Source organism: Buttiauxella agrestis ATCC 33320, assembly GCF_000735355.1.
In the GTDB taxonomy this organism is placed as follows: domain Bacteria; phylum Pseudomonadota; class Gammaproteobacteria; order Enterobacterales; family Enterobacteriaceae; genus Buttiauxella; species Buttiauxella agrestis.
In genome coordinates, this window is sequence record NZ_JMPI01000064.1 from 1 (window position 1) to 14,797 (window position 14,797).

Sequence of the window (14,797 nt, forward strand, 5' to 3'; positions counted from 1 at the left end):
TCTCTTTTTATTGCACAACCCTTTTTTCGATCTTTTCAACTGACTGATTAGTTTTCGCCCTTTTCGCTGCGATCGTGTTCGATCTGCCCTGTTTTTGACGGTTTCCCTCCTTGCCATCGGTTAAGAAAGCAGCCACAGTCTATCTACGAAGAGAACTTCCAGAGGTGTTTATGTCCACAGTATTACGACCTTTTCAAAAAACTTACCCTAAAGTCGGCCAACGAGTGATGCTTGATAGTTCAAGTGTAGTAATTGGCGATGTACGTCTTGCCGATGATGTGAGTATCTGGCCGCTAGTCGCCATTCGTGGTGACGTTAACTATGTCGCTATTGGTGCTCGTAGCAATATTCAGGATGGCAGTGTTCTACACGTCACGCATAAATCCGCCTACAACCCTGAAGGCAATCCACTAGTTGTCGGCGAAGATGTAACTGTTGGACACAAGGTCATGCTGCATGGCTGCACTATTGGCAATCGCGTGCTTGTCGGTATGGGGTCGATTTTGCTGGATGGTGTAGTAATAGAAGATGACGTAATGATTGGTGCGGGAAGTCTGGTGCCACAACACAAGCGACTTGAAAGTGGCTACCTTTATTTGGGCAGTCCGATTAAACAGATTCGCCCGCTCACACCAGAAGAACGGGAAGGCTTAAAATACTCAGCCAATAACTACGTACGATGGAAAGATGAATACCTCGCTCAGGAAAGCCATACCCAGCCTTGATCGTCATCTTCGCCTTCGGCAATCATAGCCTCAGCTTCTTCTTCCAGGTCCAGACGATGAAGACGAAAGTGCTCGAGCCATGATTCCTTATTATCGCCACCATAACGGCTGGCGATAATCTTCCCGGAAATGCCACACATCACTTGAAACCCATTTACTACCGCTGGAAAGCATATCGCCTGGAGCTGATCGTCCCACCATTCACGATCGGGAAACTGGATCGCCTGGTTCACTGCGACATTTCCTGTTTTAGCTTCTCTATTACGGGTGCGATTTCAGGTAATCTTCCATGCCACAGTAAAAATGCATGGGCAGCTTGCCCAACCAGCATTCCCAAACCGTCAGCGTAGTGCTGAACACCGTGTTGTTTGCACCAAAGCAGGAAGGGTGTTTCACCTTTTTGGTAGAACATGTCGTAGCAATAAACGTTGTGCGAAAGCAGAGACGCCGGAATCGCTGGAATGTCACCGGCGATTCCGCTCGAAGTCGCATTGATAATGAGATCAAATTCATGACCATCGAGGTCACACTGCGCCAACGCCTTAACGCTGCCGGTGTGGCTAAATAGCTGCGCGAGTTCTTGTGCTCGGGAAAGAGTTCGGTTAACTATCGTTACTGCGCAATCAAGCGAAAGCAATGGCAATAACACCCCTCTTGCCGCGCCACCAGCACCTAACAACAAAATACGCTGCCTCGGTTTAATGAAGGACAACCGTTCAAGGTCGGTTAACAACCCAATACCGTCAGTGTTGTCCCCCAACAGGCGGCCATCGTCCAGCCGTTTGAGAGTATTCACCGCTCCGGCTAATGCTGCACGTTCAGTCAGTTCATCTGCCCGAGCGAATGCCTGCTCCTTAAAAGGAACGGTAATGTTGATGCCTTTGCCGCCAGCCTGGAAAAATTGCTCCAGTGTTTCAATAAAAGCATCAACAGGTGCCAACACACGGCCATATGAATGCTCGATAGTTAGTTGCTCAGCAAACATCTTGTGTATTTGCGGTGATTTGCTGTGCTGAATTGGGTTACCAAAAACGGCAAAGGTTTCCATTAATTAAATTACCCCTGGCGGAAAAGTTGGCCGGTCAAAGCGTCACGAATTTCAGAAGGATTCTGGCGGCCTCCGGTATCACCACGCAATACCGGGAAGCTATCGCCAAATTGCAGCGACACTTCATCAGCAGTGCGACACGGAGGCAGGCCGGATAAATTGGCACTGGTGGAAACCAAAGGTTTGCCAAACGCCTCGCATAAATCGCGGACTAAAGGATGGTCCGTGACTCTCACAGCCAGGGATTCAAACCGCCCTGTCAGCCAGCGCGGCGTTGAAGGAAGTGCAGGAAAAACAAAAGTCACAGGTCCTGGCCAGCAAGAAAACACATCGTCTCGCTGCTTTTGCGAAAGTGCGGAACTATCTATATAAGGAACAAGTTGCTCGAAATTCGCAGCAATCAGAATCAGGCCTTTGTCGACAGGGCGATGTTTTAACTCAAGCAAACGCGTAACGGCTAATTCACTGTCAGGATCACAACCGACACCGAATACAGCTTCGGTTGGATAAGCGATGACTTGTTGTTCTTTTAAGGCGGCAACGATCTCTACGAGTTGCTCTTTTTGCAGGTTTGTCTTCACAAGCTTTTATTCCGCCGTTACCGGCTTTCCACATTGTTTACTGGCACAAAGATGTTTTAAGCCCTGTGCGGTTTTCTTTTCGATAAGTAAAGGATAGTGACATGCAGGGCATTCGCCCGCTACCGGTTTGCTGTTGATAACAAACTGACATGTCGGGTAGCTATCACAAGACCAAAATGTTTTGCCAAATCGGGAACGGCGCTGGACTAATTTACCCTGCTGGCACTGGGGACAATTGATTGCCGTTTCATCTGGTTTGTCGATAACTTCCGTGTGCTCGCAGGAAGGATAGTTGCTACAACCAATGAACATACCAAAACGCCCCTGGCGTAGAACAAGGTTCTCCTGGCATAACGGGCAGAGCTGGCCTTCCAGTACTTTAACTATATGGCCGTCAGCCTGGTTTTTTAGCGGACGCACATAATCGCATTCCGGGTAATGAGAACAGCCAAGAAAAGGGCCATGTTTACCGGAACGAATCACTAACCCTGCCCCGCATTGAGGACAGGGTTCATTTTTAGGCACAGTGAACAGTGCTGATTTGGTCATAACATCTCATGCTGCGACTTTAATTTAGTGCAGCATACCTTCATTTACTTCGAAGAGTAATTCTTCCATTTGTTGATATGCGTTTTCACAACCCGGAATATTGAACAGTACCATTAGCACCACCCACTTTAAGTCTTCCAGCTCAAACTCAGCGGTGTCTAGCGCCAATACTCGTTCAATGACCATTTCACGGGTTTCGAGGTTCAGCACCTGAATCTGTTCCAGGAACAGTAAAAACCCCCGACAAGTTGCATCAAGTCGCTGGCATTCTTCTGCGGTATACATACGCATAGAAAGAGGATCAGCGGCCAGTTGCATGGGTTCAGTCAGACCATCTTGATAGTCCGCCAGCTTTTCAAGCCATACAAGAGCGTTATAAATGTCTTCGTGATCAAAACCAGCATCGGCGAGATCACGCGTCAATTTATCTTGATCAACTCGCATTTCCACTTCGTTGTGGATGTAGGTTTCAAATAAGTACATTAGTACGTCGAACATGGCATGCCCTCCTCAATCGGACATAGCCGCCGGGTACAGCTGCGATCCATCCTGCTAACTCCAGTTCGAGTAGCTGGGCTACCGTAACTGGCACAGGTTGGCCGGCACGTTCAGCGACGACGTCAACAGGTGTAACCTCATCTCCTACGTTAGCCAACAGCTCAGGAAATGGCAATGTGCGATCCCCTTCATTGTGTGAATATATTAATGCGTTGTGAGGTGACGGAAGCCATTGCAGTTCGTTTTCGAGATACTCGAGAATATCTGAAGGATGGCTCACAAGAGTTGCCCCCTGCTTAATCAACCAATGCGGGCCTTCGCTCCCCGGGCTTCCCACGGCCCCAGGTAACGCAAACAATTCACGGCCTTGTTCGAGGGCATAACGCGCTGTCACCAACGAACCGCTGCGCTCACTCGCCTCCACAACAAATACTGCCCGGCTTAGACCACTAATGATGCGATTTCTGCGAGGGAAGTTACCGGGATACGGCGAGGTCGCAAGTGGAAACTCAGATATTACCGCTCCCCCTTCAGCAATGATCTGCTGACCCAACTGCTTATGTCGTTTGGGGTAGATATCTGCCAGACCGTTTCCCAATACCGCGACGGTTTTCCCATGAACATTGAGTGCTGCGCGGTGTGCTACCGCGTCAATACCCAAAGCCAGGCCACTGGTTATTGTTAATCCAGCTGTAGCGAGTGGCTCACAAAACATCCGGCACCAACGTTCGCCGTAAAGAGTAAGGCCACGATTACCCACTACAGCAAGCTGATTACTGGAAAGAAGCGCCACATCACCCGCGACAAATAGCGCTGCGGGGTAACAGTCTATTGCTCGTAGTTGCTCGGGATATGCTGGGTCATCTGCGGTCAGGAGATGATGATTAGGTTGTTCAAGCCAACTGAATGATGCTTCCAGCTCTTTATTACTGAGTGCCAGAAACTGAGATATCTGTGGAGCAGACAACCCCGCTTTAGCCAGCGAGAATGCCGAATACTCCGGCTCACTCATTAAGAAATGGGCAATTTTTAATAGCTTATCGCCACTCAAGCTTTGAACAGCCATAAGGCGTAACCAAATCTCTGTTGTTGGCATAACTTCCCCCTGCCATAAGCTATAAAAGCAATCCTTGCGATTGGTCACTGATGCTGTCAATCAGGCGGGGAAATGTCTAGAATAGAGGTAATAATCTTTCTATCAATTGAACACAGCTCTGGATATTTATGTCAGTTTTGCAGGTATTACATTTTCCGGACGAGCGCCTTCGCACTGTTGCGACGCCGGTTAAAGAGGTGAATGCGGAGATTCAGCGGATTGTCGATGACATGTTCGAGACAATGTACGCAGAGGAAGGTATTGGCCTGGCAGCAACGCAGGTGGATATCCATCAACGTATTATCGTGATTGATGTTTCCGAGAATCGCGATGAACGCCTGGTGTTGATTAACCCTGAACTGCTGGAAAAAAGCGGTGAAACAGGTATCGAAGAAGGTTGTCTGTCTATTCCTGAACAACGTGCGTTGGTTCCACGTGCGGAAAAAGTCAAAATCCGCGCGCTCGATCGTGAAGGTAAGCCGTACGAACTCGAAGCTGATGGCCTGCTGGCTATCTGTATCCAGCACGAGATGGATCACCTGGTTGGTAAACTTTTCGTCGATTATCTTTCGCCGTTGAAACGTCAGCGTATTCGTCAGAAACTGGAAAAAATGGCTCGCCTGAATAAGAGCGCGTAATCCATCACAAAAGGGAATAATGTGTCTGATTCACTACGTATTATTTTCGCTGGCACACCTGACTTCGCAGCGCGTCATCTAGACGCGCTGTTGTCTTCTCAGCACCAGGTTGTTGGCGTATTTACACAACCCGACAGGCCCGCTGGACGTGGTAAAAAGCTGATGCCGAGTCCGGTCAAAGTGTTGGCGACGGAAAAGAGTATCCCCATTTTTCAACCTGCGTCATTGCGCCCTGCTGAAAATCAGGAATTGGTTTCCAACCTGGATGCCGATGTGATGGTTGTCGTGGCTTACGGTTTGATTCTGCCAAAAGCAGTACTTGATATGCCTCGCCTGGGTTGCATTAATGTGCACGGGTCACTGCTGCCACGCTGGCGCGGTGCGGCACCTATCCAGCGTTCGTTATGGGCAGGTGATGCTGAAACTGGCGTAACCATCATGCAGATGGATGTTGGTCTGGATACTGGCGATATACTGGTTAAACTCGCATGCCCGATTGAAGCGACAGATACCAGTGCAACGTTGTACGATAAACTGGCAGATCTTGGTCCTCAGGGATTACTGGAAACATTAAGCCAGTTAGCAGCAGGCACTGCAAAACCTGAAACTCAGAATGAAGAATTAGTGACTTACGCTGAAAAGCTCAGCAAGGAAGAGGCCCGCGTCGATTGGTCACTTTCTGCGGCACAGCTCGAGCGCAATATCCGTGCATTTAACCCGTGGCCAATGAGTTGGCTGGAAATTGACGGTCAACCTGTCAAAATCTGGCAAGCATCCGTGATTAACCAGCCCGCTAAAGCAACTCCTGGAACAATCATCGAAGCCAATAAGCAGGGTATTCAGGTGGCAACAGCTGAAGGAATTTTAAGTCTGGAATCGCTTCAACCTGCAGGTAAAAAAGCAATGAGCGCTCAGGATCTTCTGAACTCTCGCAGTGAATGGTTTAAGCCAGGCGCGCTTCTCGCCTGATAAAAGAAATTCTTTGCGCCCAGGTCATACACCTGGGCATTTTTGTTTTTAAGCGCCGGAAAACCAGAGCGTTGTTATGAAAAAAACACTAAATCTTCGCAGTATGGCCGCACAGACGATTGAACAAGTTGTGGAACAGGGACAGTCGCTCAGCAATGTCCTACCAGCCATGCAACAAAAAGTCTCTGACAAAGATAGAGCCTTACTACAAGAACTTTGCTTTGGTGTAATACGCACCTTGCCACAGCTAGAATGGCTGATTGGCAAATTGATGTCCCGTCCAATGACCGGCAAGCAACGCACCATCCACTATCTGATTATGGTGGGTTTTTATCAGCTGCTTTATACCCGAATTCCTGCCCATGCCGCTCTGGCAGAAACAGTTGAAGGCGCAATGGCAATTAAACGCCAGTCGCTGAAAGGTCTGATTAATGGCGTTCTGCGCCAGTTCCAAAGGCAGCAAGCAGAATTAATGGCGGAAGCGGCTAAACACGAAAGTCGTTTTTTACATCCTTCCTGGTTGCTGCAACGTTTGAAAAAAGCTTACCCCAATCAGTGGCAATCCATCATTGAGGCTAACAATCAGCGTCCACCAATGTGGCTACGCGTGAACCGTCAGCATCAAACGCGTGAAGAGTGGATGGCATTACTGGCTGAAAAAGGTCTTGAAGGTCATGCTCACCCGCAATATCGCGACGCTGTGCGTCTGGAGGCTCCAGCTCCAGTGCATGCACTGCCTGGATTTGAAGAGGGCTGTGTTACTGTTCAGGATGCTTCGGCTCAGGGTTGTGTTGATCTACTTGATCCGCAAAACGGCGATACGATCCTGGATTTGTGTGCGGCACCGGGCGGAAAAACGACACATATTCTGGAAGCTGCTCCAAAAGCGCATGTCATGGCAGTAGACATTGATGAACAGCGCCTGAAACGAGTCCACGAAAATCTACAACGTTTGGGAATGACCGCTGATGTGAAAAAAGGCGATGGTCGTTACCCTGAGCAGTGGTGTGGCAACCAGCAATTTGATCGTATTCTTCTTGATGCTCCATGTTCAGCAACAGGGGTTATTCGGCGCCATCCAGATATCAAATGGCTGCGTCGTGACCGTGACATCGCTGAATTAGCCGCGCTGCAAAAAGAGATTCTTGAAGCTATCTGGCCAAAATTGAAAACAGGTGGAACACTGGTCTACGCGACCTGCTCTATCCTGCCGGAAGAGAATTGCCAGCAAGTCGCCGCGTTCCTTGCTCTGCATCCAGAAGCAAAACTGGTTGAAACGGGTACAACTGAAAAGCCGGGGATCCAGAATCTACCTTCCCAGGAAGACGGTGACGGCTTCTTTTACGCTAAGCTAATTAAGAGCTGATTCAGTTTGCTGAGTCTTAGGTTTCATCACCCATGAAGCTATAAAAAATGAAAATAATAATTCTCGGTGCTGGCCAGGTTGGCGGCACTCTGGCAGAAAACCTGGTTGGTGAGAACAACGATATTACCGTTGTTGATACTAATCAGGACCGCCTACGCAGCTTGCAGGATAAGTTCGATTTACGTGTTGTGCAGGGGCACGGCTCGCATCCACGTGTTTTACGTGAAGCAGGTGCTGACGATGCCGATATGCTGGTTGCTGTTACCAGTTCTGATGAAACGAATATGATCGCCTGCCAGGTGGCGTATTCGTTGTTTAACACACCAAACCGAATTGCGCGTATCCGTGCGCCAGATTACGTGCGTGACGCCGAGCGTTTGTTTAACGCTGAAGCTGTACCAATAGACCATCTTATCGCGCCAGAACAATTAGTTATCGACAATATTTATCGTCTGATTGAGTATCCTGGTGCGCTTCAGGTCGTGAATTTCGCAGAAGGGAAAGTCAGTCTTGCGGTAGTGAAAGCCTATTATGGTGGTCCATTAGTAGGGAATGCCCTTTCGACAATGCGTGAACATATGCCGCATATCGAAACTCGTGTCGCCGCTATTTTCCGTCACGACCGACCTATTCGCCCGCAAGGTTCAACCATCGTTGAAGCTGGGGATGAAGTCTTCTTCATTGCCGCATCTCAGCATATTCGAGCGGTAATGAGTGAACTACAGCGTCTGGAAAAACCGTATAAGCGCATCATGCTCGTTGGTGGCGGCAATATTGGCGCAGGTCTGGCGCAACGCCTTGAAAAAGATTACAGCGTTAAGCTTATTGAACGCGATCCTCAGCGCGCAGCCGAACTTGCGGAAATGCTGCAAAATACCATCGTATTTTATGGCGATGCTTCCGATCAGGAGCTGCTGGCTGAAGAGCATATTGAGCAGGTAGATTTGTTTATCGCCGTCACCAACGATGATGAAGCAAATATTATGTCTGCTATGTTGGCTAAACGTATGGGAGCCAAAAAAGTTATGGTTCTTATTCAACGTAAAGCTTATGTGGACCTTGTGCAGGGCAGTGTAATTGATATTGCAATTTCACCGCAACAAGCCACCATTTCGGCACTTCTGGGGCACGTGCGGAAAGCTGATATCGTGAGCGTTTCATCTTTGCGCCGTGGTGTAGCCGAAGCGATTGAAGCCGTTGCTCACGGTGATGAGAGTACTTCACGTGTAGTAGGACGCTCTATTGATGAGATAAAGCTTCCACCAGGGACGATTATCGGTGCAGTCGTTCGTGGTAATGACGTTATGATCGCAAATGACAATTTACGCATCGAACAAGGTGACCATGTCATTATGTTCCTGACAGATAAGAAATTTGTTAGCGATGTAGAACGCCTGTTCCAGCCAAGTCCATTCTTCCTGTAGTCACTTTTGGGCAGATTACATTTCTGCCCATTTCACTTTCAACCTCGATAAACCTTATTAAAGCTATTGAATTGGCGATAAATTCTTATTTCCTGATGTAATGGCAATCGAGTCATCATTTGTTAGACTTATTAACGTCAGCCGGAACAAGGAGAGAAAAATGAGCATGTTAAAAGAATTTCGCGAATTCGCGATGCGCGGAAATGTTGTTGATTTGGCAGTGGGTGTCATTATTGGTGCAGCATTCGGGAAAATCGTTTCGTCTCTGGTCGCAGATATTATTATGCCACCACTGGGGTTATTGATTGGTGGCGTTGATTTTAAACAATTCGCTATAACGCTAAGACCCGCAGTTGGAGATATTCCGGCAGTGGTGATGCATTACGGCGTATTTATTCAAAATATTTTTGACTTCGTGATCGTTGCGTTCGCAATCTTCATGGCAATCAAAGCGCTAAACCAACTGAATCGTAAGAAAAAAGAAGAACCTGCAGCGCCACCGGCACCAACCAAAGAAGAAATATTACTCAGCGAAATCCGCGATCTGCTTAAACAGCAGAATGAGCGAATCTGATTGCGCTAGTTAAAACAGGAAGGCCAGTGGTAAAAAAGCAATTTGCTTGTTTGCCACTGGCCTCCCAGTTACCTCGTTTTGCATGTTTTGCTGTTCGTTGATAACTACCCTTCCCTTTCTTATTCTGCTCAACTCGTTGGCGGAACAGCGGATCATGCAGCAAAGCCTCGATAGCATTATCCCTGATGGCACCTTTTTTATGCTGATACTTACTCATAAAAACTCCAGATAGATTAAAATAACGGCATTATTCTATGCCTGCACATATCGGACTGCAATTTATTCTTTTCGCTGCCTCGCACCTTGCTCAAGCGCCTCGAGAATTGAACAATACTCACTGCTATGAGCGCTGCCACAGCAGGCATCATTCAGTCTTTGTAATGACCTTTTCATATGCTGTAATTCTCTAATTTTGGACTCAACTTCGAGCAGCCTCGACTGCACAATGCTCTTTGATTCCTGGCATGTATGATGTACGGGATCAACTCGGATAGACAAAAGTTCACGGATCGTTTCAAGAGTGAAGCCCAACTGCTTGGCATAACGGATGAATTTCAAACGCTGTAAATCACTTTCGCTGTAAAGTCTGAATCCGCCTTCAGTCCTGACTTCATGAGCCATCATTTGCTGCTTTTCGTAATAACGAATGGTATCAGGTGTAACGTCCGCCAGTTTGGCCAACTCTCCAATACGAAACATGATCATTCCTCATCAATTTTATGAAGTAACGTATGTTGCTCTTGCTGGTAAGAGATACAACAAAGATACGATGAATTAATGCCGGAGGGGAATTTCAGATATAAAAAAACCGGGCAAGCCCGGTTTTTTCACGTTACTACAGATTACTCTGCAGCAGCTTCTGTTTGAGATTCGGCGCGGTCAACCAGCTCGATGTAAGCCATCGGAGCGTTATCACCAGCACGGAAGCCACACTTAAGAATACGAGTGTAACCACCAGTACGCGCTGCAAAGCGCGGACCCAATTCATTAAACAGTTTTGCCACGATCTCGTTATCACGAGTGCGGGCGAATGCCAGACGACGATTAGCAACGCTATCAGTCTTGGCAAGAGTAATCAGCGGCTCAACTACGCGACGCAGCTCTTTCGCTTTAGGCAGAGTCGTCTTGATGATCTCATGACGAACCAGTGAACCTGCCATGTTGCGGAACATAGCCTGGCGATGGCTGCTGTTGCGGTTCAGTTGACGACCACTCTTACGATGGCGCATGACCTTATCCTTCTCAGTAAAACCTTAACCTGTGATCCGGTTACTCGTCAGCGATGCTTGCCGGTGGCCAGTTTTCCAGGCGCATGCCCAGAGACAAACCACGGGAAGCCAGCACGTCTTTAATCTCAGTAAGAGATTTTTTACCCAAGTTAGGCGTTTTGAGCAGCTCAACTTCGGTACGCTGTACCAGATCACCGATATAGTGGATAGCTTCTGCCTTAAGGCAGTTAGCAGAGCGGACAGTCAATTCCAGATCGTCAACAGGGCGCAGCAGGATCGGATCGAATTCTGGTTTCTCTTCTTTAACTTCTGGTTGACGTACATCACGTAAATCAACGAAAGCTTCAAGTTGTTCAGCCAGAATGGTTGCCGCACGACGAATCGCCTCTTCAGGATCGATTGTGCCGTTGGTTTCCATTTCGATGACCAGCTTATCCAGGTCGGTGCGCTGTTCTACACGCGCAGCTTCAACATTGTAGGCAATTCGCTCTACAGGGCTGTAGCAAGCGTCGACCAGCAAACGTCCGATTGGGCGCTCATCTTCTTCCGAATGAATTCGGGCAGAGGCCGGCACATAACCGCGACCGCGCTGAACTTTGATACGCATGCTAATAGATGCGTTCTCATCGGTCAGGTGGCAGATCACATGCTGCGGCTTGACGATTTCGACATCACCATCATGGGTGATATCGGCTGCAGTCACAGGGCCAATGCCAGACTTATTCAGAGTAAGAATAACATCATCTTTACCTTGAACTCTCACCGCCAGCCCTTTCAGGTTGAGCAGGATTTCCAGGATATCCTCCTGAACGCCTTCTTTGGTGCTGTACTCATGTAGTACACCATCAATCTCAACCTCTGTCACCGCGCAACCCGGCATCGATGAGAGCAGAATACGGCGCAGTGCATTACCAAGAGTATGGCCAAAGCCACGCTCTAAAGGCTCAAGGGTCACCTTGGCGTGCGTCGAACTCACTTGCTCGATATCTACCAGGCGCGGTTTTAGAAACTCTGTCACAGAACCCTGCATTGTGTCCTCTCTTTGGTACTAAGCCTTACTTGGAGTAAAGCTCGACGATCAGGTGTTCGTTAATGTCCGCAGACAGATCTGTACGCTCAGGCTTACGCTTGAACACACCTTCCATCTTAGCAGCATCAACTTCCAGCCAGGTTGGCTTTTCACGCTGTTCAGCCAGCTCCAGAGCGGCCTTCACGCGAGATTGCTTTTTGGCTTTCTCACGGATGCTAACTACGTCATTCGGAGTTACCTGATAAGAAGCGATGTTAACAACGCGACCATTTACCATTACTGCTTTGTGGCTAACGAGCTGACGTGATTCTGCACGAGTAGCACCGAAGCCCATACGGTAAACAACGTTGTCAAGACGACCTTCCAGCAGAGCCAACAGGTTTTCACCGGTGTTGCCTTTCAGACGAGCTGCTTCTTTATAGTAGTTACGGAACTGACGCTCCAGAACACCGAACATACGGCGAACTTTTTGCTTTTCACGCAACTGCACACCATAGTCAGACAGACGCGGTTTACGCGCACCGTGCTGGCCAGGAGCTTGTTCAATTTTACACTTGGTATCGATCGCGCGAACACCAGACTTCAGGAACAGGTCTGTGCCCTCGCGACGGCTCAGCTTGAGCTTAGGACCCAAATATCTTGCCATTTTCTTTCTCCAACATTCCTAAAAACGAGCGTTATACGCGACGTTTTTTCGGCGGACGACAACCGTTGTGAGGGATCGGAGTCACATCAGTAATATTAGTGATGCGGAAACCAGCGGCGTTCAGAGCACGAATAGTAGATTCGCGGCCTGGACCCGGTCCCTTAACCATAACTTCAAGGTTCTTGATACCGTATTCTTTCACAGCTTCTGCGCAACGCTCTGCTGCAACCTGAGCTGCGAACGGAGTAGACTTGCGAGAGCCACGGAAACCGGAACCACCGGCAGTTGCCCAACCCAATGCATTACCCTGACGATCAGTAATAGTAACGATTGTGTTGTTGAAAGAAGCATGGACATGAGCCACGCCGTCAGAGACTTGTTTTCTTACACGCTTACGTGCACGAACTGGTGCCTTTGCCATTATTCAATCACCCCGATTATTTCTTGATCGGTTTGCGCGGACCCTTACGGGTACGTGCGTTGGTCTTCGTACGCTGACCGCGTACTGGCAGACCACGACGATGACGCAAACCGCGATAGCAACCAAGGTCCATCAGACGCTTGATGCTCATACTCACTTCACGGCGTAGATCACCTTCAACGACAAATTTGGCAACTTCGTCACGCAGCGTGTCGATTTGTTCTTCAGACAGCTCTCTGATCTTAACATCTTCAGCGATACCCGCCGCAGCACAAATGGCCTTTGAACGAGTCTTGCCTACACCGTAGATCGAAGTTAAAGCGATCACGGTATGCTTTTGATCAGGAATGTTAATGCCTGCTATACGGGCCACTATGCACTCCTACTATTTAGATTATGCGTCCCATACCGAAAAGCCCGTTTTCAGGATACTCAAATGGAAACGCATAGACATACAAAAGATTGGCTGGCTAATCTAGCCAGCTCAACCCAACTTTGCAAGAAAAATATGCGAGATAATCAGCCTTGACGCTGTTTATGCTTCGGTTCGGCGCTGCAAATCACGCGAATAACACCGTCACGCTTAACGATTTTGCAGTTACGACATAATTTCTTGACGGAAGCACGAACTTTCATTTTTACTCTCCGTAACTTCTCAAGCGACTATTAACGGCCGTAGCCTTTCAGATTCGCTTTCTTCAATGCAGACTCGTACTGACTTGACATCATCAGAGTTTGCACTTGAGCCATAAAGTCCATGATAACCACGACAACAATGAGCAGTGAGGTTCCACCGAAGTAGAAAGGCACTTTCATTGCGTCACGCATGAACTCCGGGATTAGGCAGATAAAGGTAATGTACAACGCACCAACCAAGGTCAGGCGGGTCATTACTTTATCAATATACTTCGCCGTTTGTTCTCCCGGACGAATTCCTGGTACAAATGCACCGGACTTCTTCAGGTTATCTGCTGTTTCACGAGGGTTGAAAACCAACGCCGTATAGAAGAAACAGAAGAAGATGATTGCAGACGCATAGAGTAACACATAAAGCGGTTGCCCAGGCTGCAAATACAGCGAAATTGTAGTCAGCCAGTTCCAACCGGTTCCGCCCCCGAACCACGATGCAATCGTCGCAGGGAACAGAATAATACTGGAAGCAAAGATTGCTGGAATAACACCAGCCATATTCACTTTCAGCGGTAAATGCGTGCTCTGCGCAGCATAGACACGACGACCTTGTTGACGTTTTGCGTAGTTTACCACAATGCGGCGTTGACCACGTTCAACAAAAACAACGAAGAAGGTCACTGCGAATACTAGTACTGCAACCAACAGCAACAGAAGGAAGTGCAGGTCGCCTTGCCTTGCTTGTTCGATAGTATGGCCAACGGCCGGCGGCAAACCCGCAACAATACCAGCGAAGATTATGATTGAGATACCGTTACCGATACCACGCTCAGTAATCTGTTCGCCCAGCCACATAAGGAACATCGTTCCCGTGACAAGACTCACAACAGCTGTGAAGTAGAATGCAAAGCCTGGGTTTAACACCAGGCCCTGCATACCAGGCATATTCGGTAAACCGGTAGCAATACCGATTGACTGGAATATTGCCAGCACCAGAGTTCCGTAACGGGTGTACTGACTAATCTTACGACGGCCAGATTCCCCTTCCTTCTTCAACTCTGCTAACGCTGGATGAACCACCGTTAACAGCTGGATAATAATCGATGCCGAAATATACGGCATGATACCCAATGCAAAGATAGAAGCACGGCTGAGAGCACCACCAGAGAACATGTTAAACATTTCAATGATAGTGCCTCGCTGTTGCTCAAGCAGTTTGGCAAGTACAGCGGCATCAATACCAGGGATCGGAATAAAAGAGCCAATGCGGAAAACAATCAGCGCACCGATAACAAACATCAGTCTGCGTTTCAGCTCACCTAGCCCGCCTTTAGCACTTTGAAAATCTAATCCCGGTTGCTTTGCCATCTGCT

General features: G+C 48.3%; 21 protein-coding genes. 6 read left to right on the forward strand and 15 right to left on the reverse strand.

Annotated elements, in window-relative coordinates:
• Nucleotides 1-170: 170 nt before the first annotated feature.
• Complete coding sequence (locus GBAG_RS18385) at nucleotides 171-725, forward strand: gamma carbonic anhydrase family protein (protein ID WP_034498981.1); 555 nt, start codon at nucleotides 171-173, stop codon at nucleotides 723-725.
• Here GBAG_RS18385 and GBAG_RS18390 read toward each other — a convergent pair.
• The 6 genes from GBAG_RS18390 to dprA are packed head-to-tail and all read right to left on the reverse strand — an operon-like array spanning nucleotide 701 to nucleotide 4,497.
• Nucleotides 701-958, reverse strand: coding sequence for a DUF1488 family protein (locus tag GBAG_RS18390; protein WP_034498983.1), 258 nt, complete (start codon nucleotides 956-958; stop codon nucleotides 701-703). The genes GBAG_RS18385 and GBAG_RS18390 overlap by 25 nt on opposite strands.
• Nucleotides 955-1,773 (reverse strand): shikimate dehydrogenase, encoded by an 819-nt coding sequence (gene aroE / locus GBAG_RS18395; RefSeq protein ID WP_034498987.1) that lies wholly within the window; start codon nucleotides 1,771-1,773, stop codon nucleotides 955-957. The genes GBAG_RS18390 and aroE overlap by 4 nt, the downstream gene beginning before the upstream one ends.
• Nucleotides 1,774-1,781: 8 nt before the next feature.
• Complete coding sequence (tsaC, locus tag GBAG_RS18400; RefSeq protein WP_034498990.1) at nucleotides 1,782-2,354, reverse strand: L-threonylcarbamoyladenylate synthase type 1 TsaC; 573 nt, start codon at nucleotides 2,352-2,354, stop codon at nucleotides 1,782-1,784.
• 6 nt (nucleotides 2,355-2,360) lie between these two features.
• Nucleotides 2,361-2,903: a DNA topoisomerase family protein gene (locus tag GBAG_RS18405; protein ID WP_034498991.1), complete on the reverse strand. Its 543-nt coding sequence runs from the start codon at nucleotides 2,901-2,903 to the stop codon at nucleotides 2,361-2,363.
• Nucleotides 2,904-2,927: 24 nt separating this feature from the next.
• Entirely contained in the window at nucleotides 2,928-3,401 is a 474-nt protein-coding gene (gene smg / locus GBAG_RS18410; RefSeq protein WP_034461751.1) for a DUF494 family protein Smg, read from the reverse strand.
• Complete coding sequence (gene dprA, locus GBAG_RS18415) at nucleotides 3,373-4,497, reverse strand: DNA-protecting protein DprA (RefSeq protein WP_034498994.1); 1,125 nt, start codon at nucleotides 4,495-4,497, stop codon at nucleotides 3,373-3,375. Before dprA ends, smg begins: the two co-directional genes overlap by 29 nt.
• Before the next feature lie 128 nt (nucleotides 4,498-4,625).
• Between dprA and def the strand changes: the two genes are divergently transcribed.
• From def to mscL, 5 genes are all read left to right on the forward strand, one after another.
• The gene (def, locus tag GBAG_RS18420) at nucleotides 4,626-5,135 is read left to right on the forward strand and encodes a peptide deformylase (protein ID WP_034498997.1); all 510 of its coding nucleotides are present in this window, start codon (nucleotides 4,626-4,628) and stop codon (nucleotides 5,133-5,135) included.
• A gap of 21 nt (nucleotides 5,136-5,156) precedes the next feature.
• A complete protein-coding gene (gene fmt, locus GBAG_RS18425) occupies nucleotides 5,157-6,104 on the forward strand; it encodes a methionyl-tRNA formyltransferase (RefSeq protein ID WP_034499000.1) in 948 nt (315 codons plus the stop codon).
• 76 nt (nucleotides 6,105-6,180) lie between these two features.
• Nucleotides 6,181-7,470, forward strand: a complete 1,290-nt coding sequence (gene rsmB / locus GBAG_RS18430) for a 16S rRNA (cytosine(967)-C(5))-methyltransferase RsmB (protein WP_034499002.1) — start codon at nucleotides 6,181-6,183, stop codon at nucleotides 7,468-7,470.
• A gap of 47 nt (nucleotides 7,471-7,517) precedes the next feature.
• Nucleotides 7,518-8,894, forward strand: coding sequence for a Trk system potassium transporter TrkA (trkA, locus tag GBAG_RS18435; protein WP_034499005.1), 1,377 nt, complete (start codon nucleotides 7,518-7,520; stop codon nucleotides 8,892-8,894).
• A gap of 160 nt (nucleotides 8,895-9,054) precedes the next feature.
• A complete protein-coding gene (gene mscL / locus GBAG_RS18440; RefSeq protein WP_034499006.1) occupies nucleotides 9,055-9,468 on the forward strand; it encodes a large-conductance mechanosensitive channel protein MscL in 414 nt (137 codons plus the stop codon).
• Here the strand turns inward: mscL and GBAG_RS18445 are convergent.
• The 9 genes from GBAG_RS18445 to secY all read right to left on the reverse strand — a co-directional run bounded on the left by GBAG_RS18445 (nucleotide 9,443) and on the right by secY (nucleotide 14,792).
• On the reverse strand, nucleotides 9,443-9,685 hold the full coding sequence (locus tag GBAG_RS18445; protein WP_034499009.1) for an alternative ribosome-rescue factor A: 243 nt from the start codon (nucleotides 9,683-9,685) through the stop codon (nucleotides 9,443-9,445). The genes mscL and GBAG_RS18445 overlap by 26 nt on opposite strands.
• Before the next feature lie 62 nt (nucleotides 9,686-9,747).
• Nucleotides 9,748-10,167, reverse strand: a complete 420-nt coding sequence (zntR, locus tag GBAG_RS18450; protein ID WP_034499012.1) for a Zn(2+)-responsive transcriptional regulator — start codon at nucleotides 10,165-10,167, stop codon at nucleotides 9,748-9,750.
• 143 nt (nucleotides 10,168-10,310) lie between these two features.
• Complete coding sequence (gene rplQ, locus GBAG_RS18455; RefSeq protein ID WP_034461760.1) at nucleotides 10,311-10,697, reverse strand: 50S ribosomal protein L17; 387 nt, start codon at nucleotides 10,695-10,697, stop codon at nucleotides 10,311-10,313.
• Nucleotides 10,698-10,737: 40 nt separating this feature from the next.
• Entirely contained in the window at nucleotides 10,738-11,727 is a 990-nt protein-coding gene (locus GBAG_RS18460) for a DNA-directed RNA polymerase subunit alpha (RefSeq protein WP_034461761.1), read from the reverse strand.
• Nucleotides 11,728-11,752: 25 nt separating this feature from the next.
• Nucleotides 11,753-12,373 (reverse strand): 30S ribosomal protein S4, encoded by a 621-nt coding sequence (gene rpsD, locus GBAG_RS18465; protein ID WP_034461762.1) that lies wholly within the window; start codon nucleotides 12,371-12,373, stop codon nucleotides 11,753-11,755.
• Nucleotides 12,374-12,404: 31 nt separating this feature from the next.
• Nucleotides 12,405-12,794, reverse strand: coding sequence for a 30S ribosomal protein S11 (gene rpsK / locus GBAG_RS18470; RefSeq protein WP_004138423.1), 390 nt, complete (start codon nucleotides 12,792-12,794; stop codon nucleotides 12,405-12,407).
• A 16-nt stretch (nucleotides 12,795-12,810) separates the two neighbouring features.
• Nucleotides 12,811-13,167 (reverse strand): 30S ribosomal protein S13, encoded by a 357-nt coding sequence (gene rpsM / locus GBAG_RS18475; RefSeq protein WP_034461763.1) that lies wholly within the window; start codon nucleotides 13,165-13,167, stop codon nucleotides 12,811-12,813.
• Nucleotides 13,168-13,313: 146 nt separating this feature from the next.
• Nucleotides 13,314-13,430, reverse strand: coding sequence for a 50S ribosomal protein L36 (gene rpmJ / locus GBAG_RS18480; protein WP_000868187.1), 117 nt, complete (start codon nucleotides 13,428-13,430; stop codon nucleotides 13,314-13,316).
• 30 nt (nucleotides 13,431-13,460) lie between these two features.
• Nucleotides 13,461-14,792: a preprotein translocase subunit SecY gene (gene secY / locus GBAG_RS18485; RefSeq protein WP_034499015.1), complete on the reverse strand. Its 1,332-nt coding sequence runs from the start codon at nucleotides 14,790-14,792 to the stop codon at nucleotides 13,461-13,463.
• Nucleotides 14,793-14,797: the final 5 nt, after the last annotated feature.

Bases quoted from the DNA above. Each gene is read 5' to 3' on its own strand.
- GBAG_RS18385 (WP_034498981.1), top strand. From the start codon at position 171: ATGTCCACAGTATTACGACCTTTTCAAAAAACTTACCCTAAAGTCGGC.
- aroE (WP_034498987.1), bottom strand. From the start codon at position 1,773: ATGGAAACCTTTGCCGTTTTTGGTAACCCAATTCAGCACAGCAAATCA.
- GBAG_RS18405 (WP_034498991.1), bottom strand. From the start codon at position 2,903: ATGACCAAATCAGCACTGTTCACTGTGCCTAAAAATGAACCCTGTCCT.
- smg (WP_034461751.1), bottom strand. From the start codon at position 3,401: ATGTTCGACGTACTAATGTACTTATTTGAAACCTACATCCACAACGAA.
- dprA (WP_034498994.1), bottom strand. From the start codon at position 4,497: ATGCCAACAACAGAGATTTGGTTACGCCTTATGGCTGTTCAAAGCTTG.
- def (WP_034498997.1), top strand. From the start codon at position 4,626: ATGTCAGTTTTGCAGGTATTACATTTTCCGGACGAGCGCCTTCGCACT.
- rsmB (WP_034499002.1), top strand. From the start codon at position 6,181: ATGAAAAAAACACTAAATCTTCGCAGTATGGCCGCACAGACGATTGAA.
- trkA (WP_034499005.1), top strand. From the start codon at position 7,518: ATGAAAATAATAATTCTCGGTGCTGGCCAGGTTGGCGGCACTCTGGCA.
- mscL (WP_034499006.1), top strand. From the start codon at position 9,055: ATGAGCATGTTAAAAGAATTTCGCGAATTCGCGATGCGCGGAAATGTT.
- GBAG_RS18445 (WP_034499009.1), bottom strand. From the start codon at position 9,685: ATGAGTAAGTATCAGCATAAAAAAGGTGCCATCAGGGATAATGCTATC.
- zntR (WP_034499012.1), bottom strand. From the start codon at position 10,167: ATGTTTCGTATTGGAGAGTTGGCCAAACTGGCGGACGTTACACCTGAT.
- rplQ (WP_034461760.1), bottom strand. From the start codon at position 10,697: ATGCGCCATCGTAAGAGTGGTCGTCAACTGAACCGCAACAGCAGCCAT.
- GBAG_RS18460 (WP_034461761.1), bottom strand. From the start codon at position 11,727: ATGCAGGGTTCTGTGACAGAGTTTCTAAAACCGCGCCTGGTAGATATC.
- rpsD (WP_034461762.1), bottom strand. From the start codon at position 12,373: ATGGCAAGATATTTGGGTCCTAAGCTCAAGCTGAGCCGTCGCGAGGGC.
- rpsK (WP_004138423.1), bottom strand. From the start codon at position 12,794: ATGGCAAAGGCACCAGTTCGTGCACGTAAGCGTGTAAGAAAACAAGTC.
- rpmJ (WP_000868187.1), bottom strand. From the start codon at position 13,430: ATGAAAGTTCGTGCTTCCGTCAAGAAATTATGTCGTAACTGCAAAATC.
- secY (WP_034499015.1), bottom strand. From the start codon at position 14,792: ATGGCAAAGCAACCGGGATTAGATTTTCAAAGTGCTAAAGGCGGGCTA.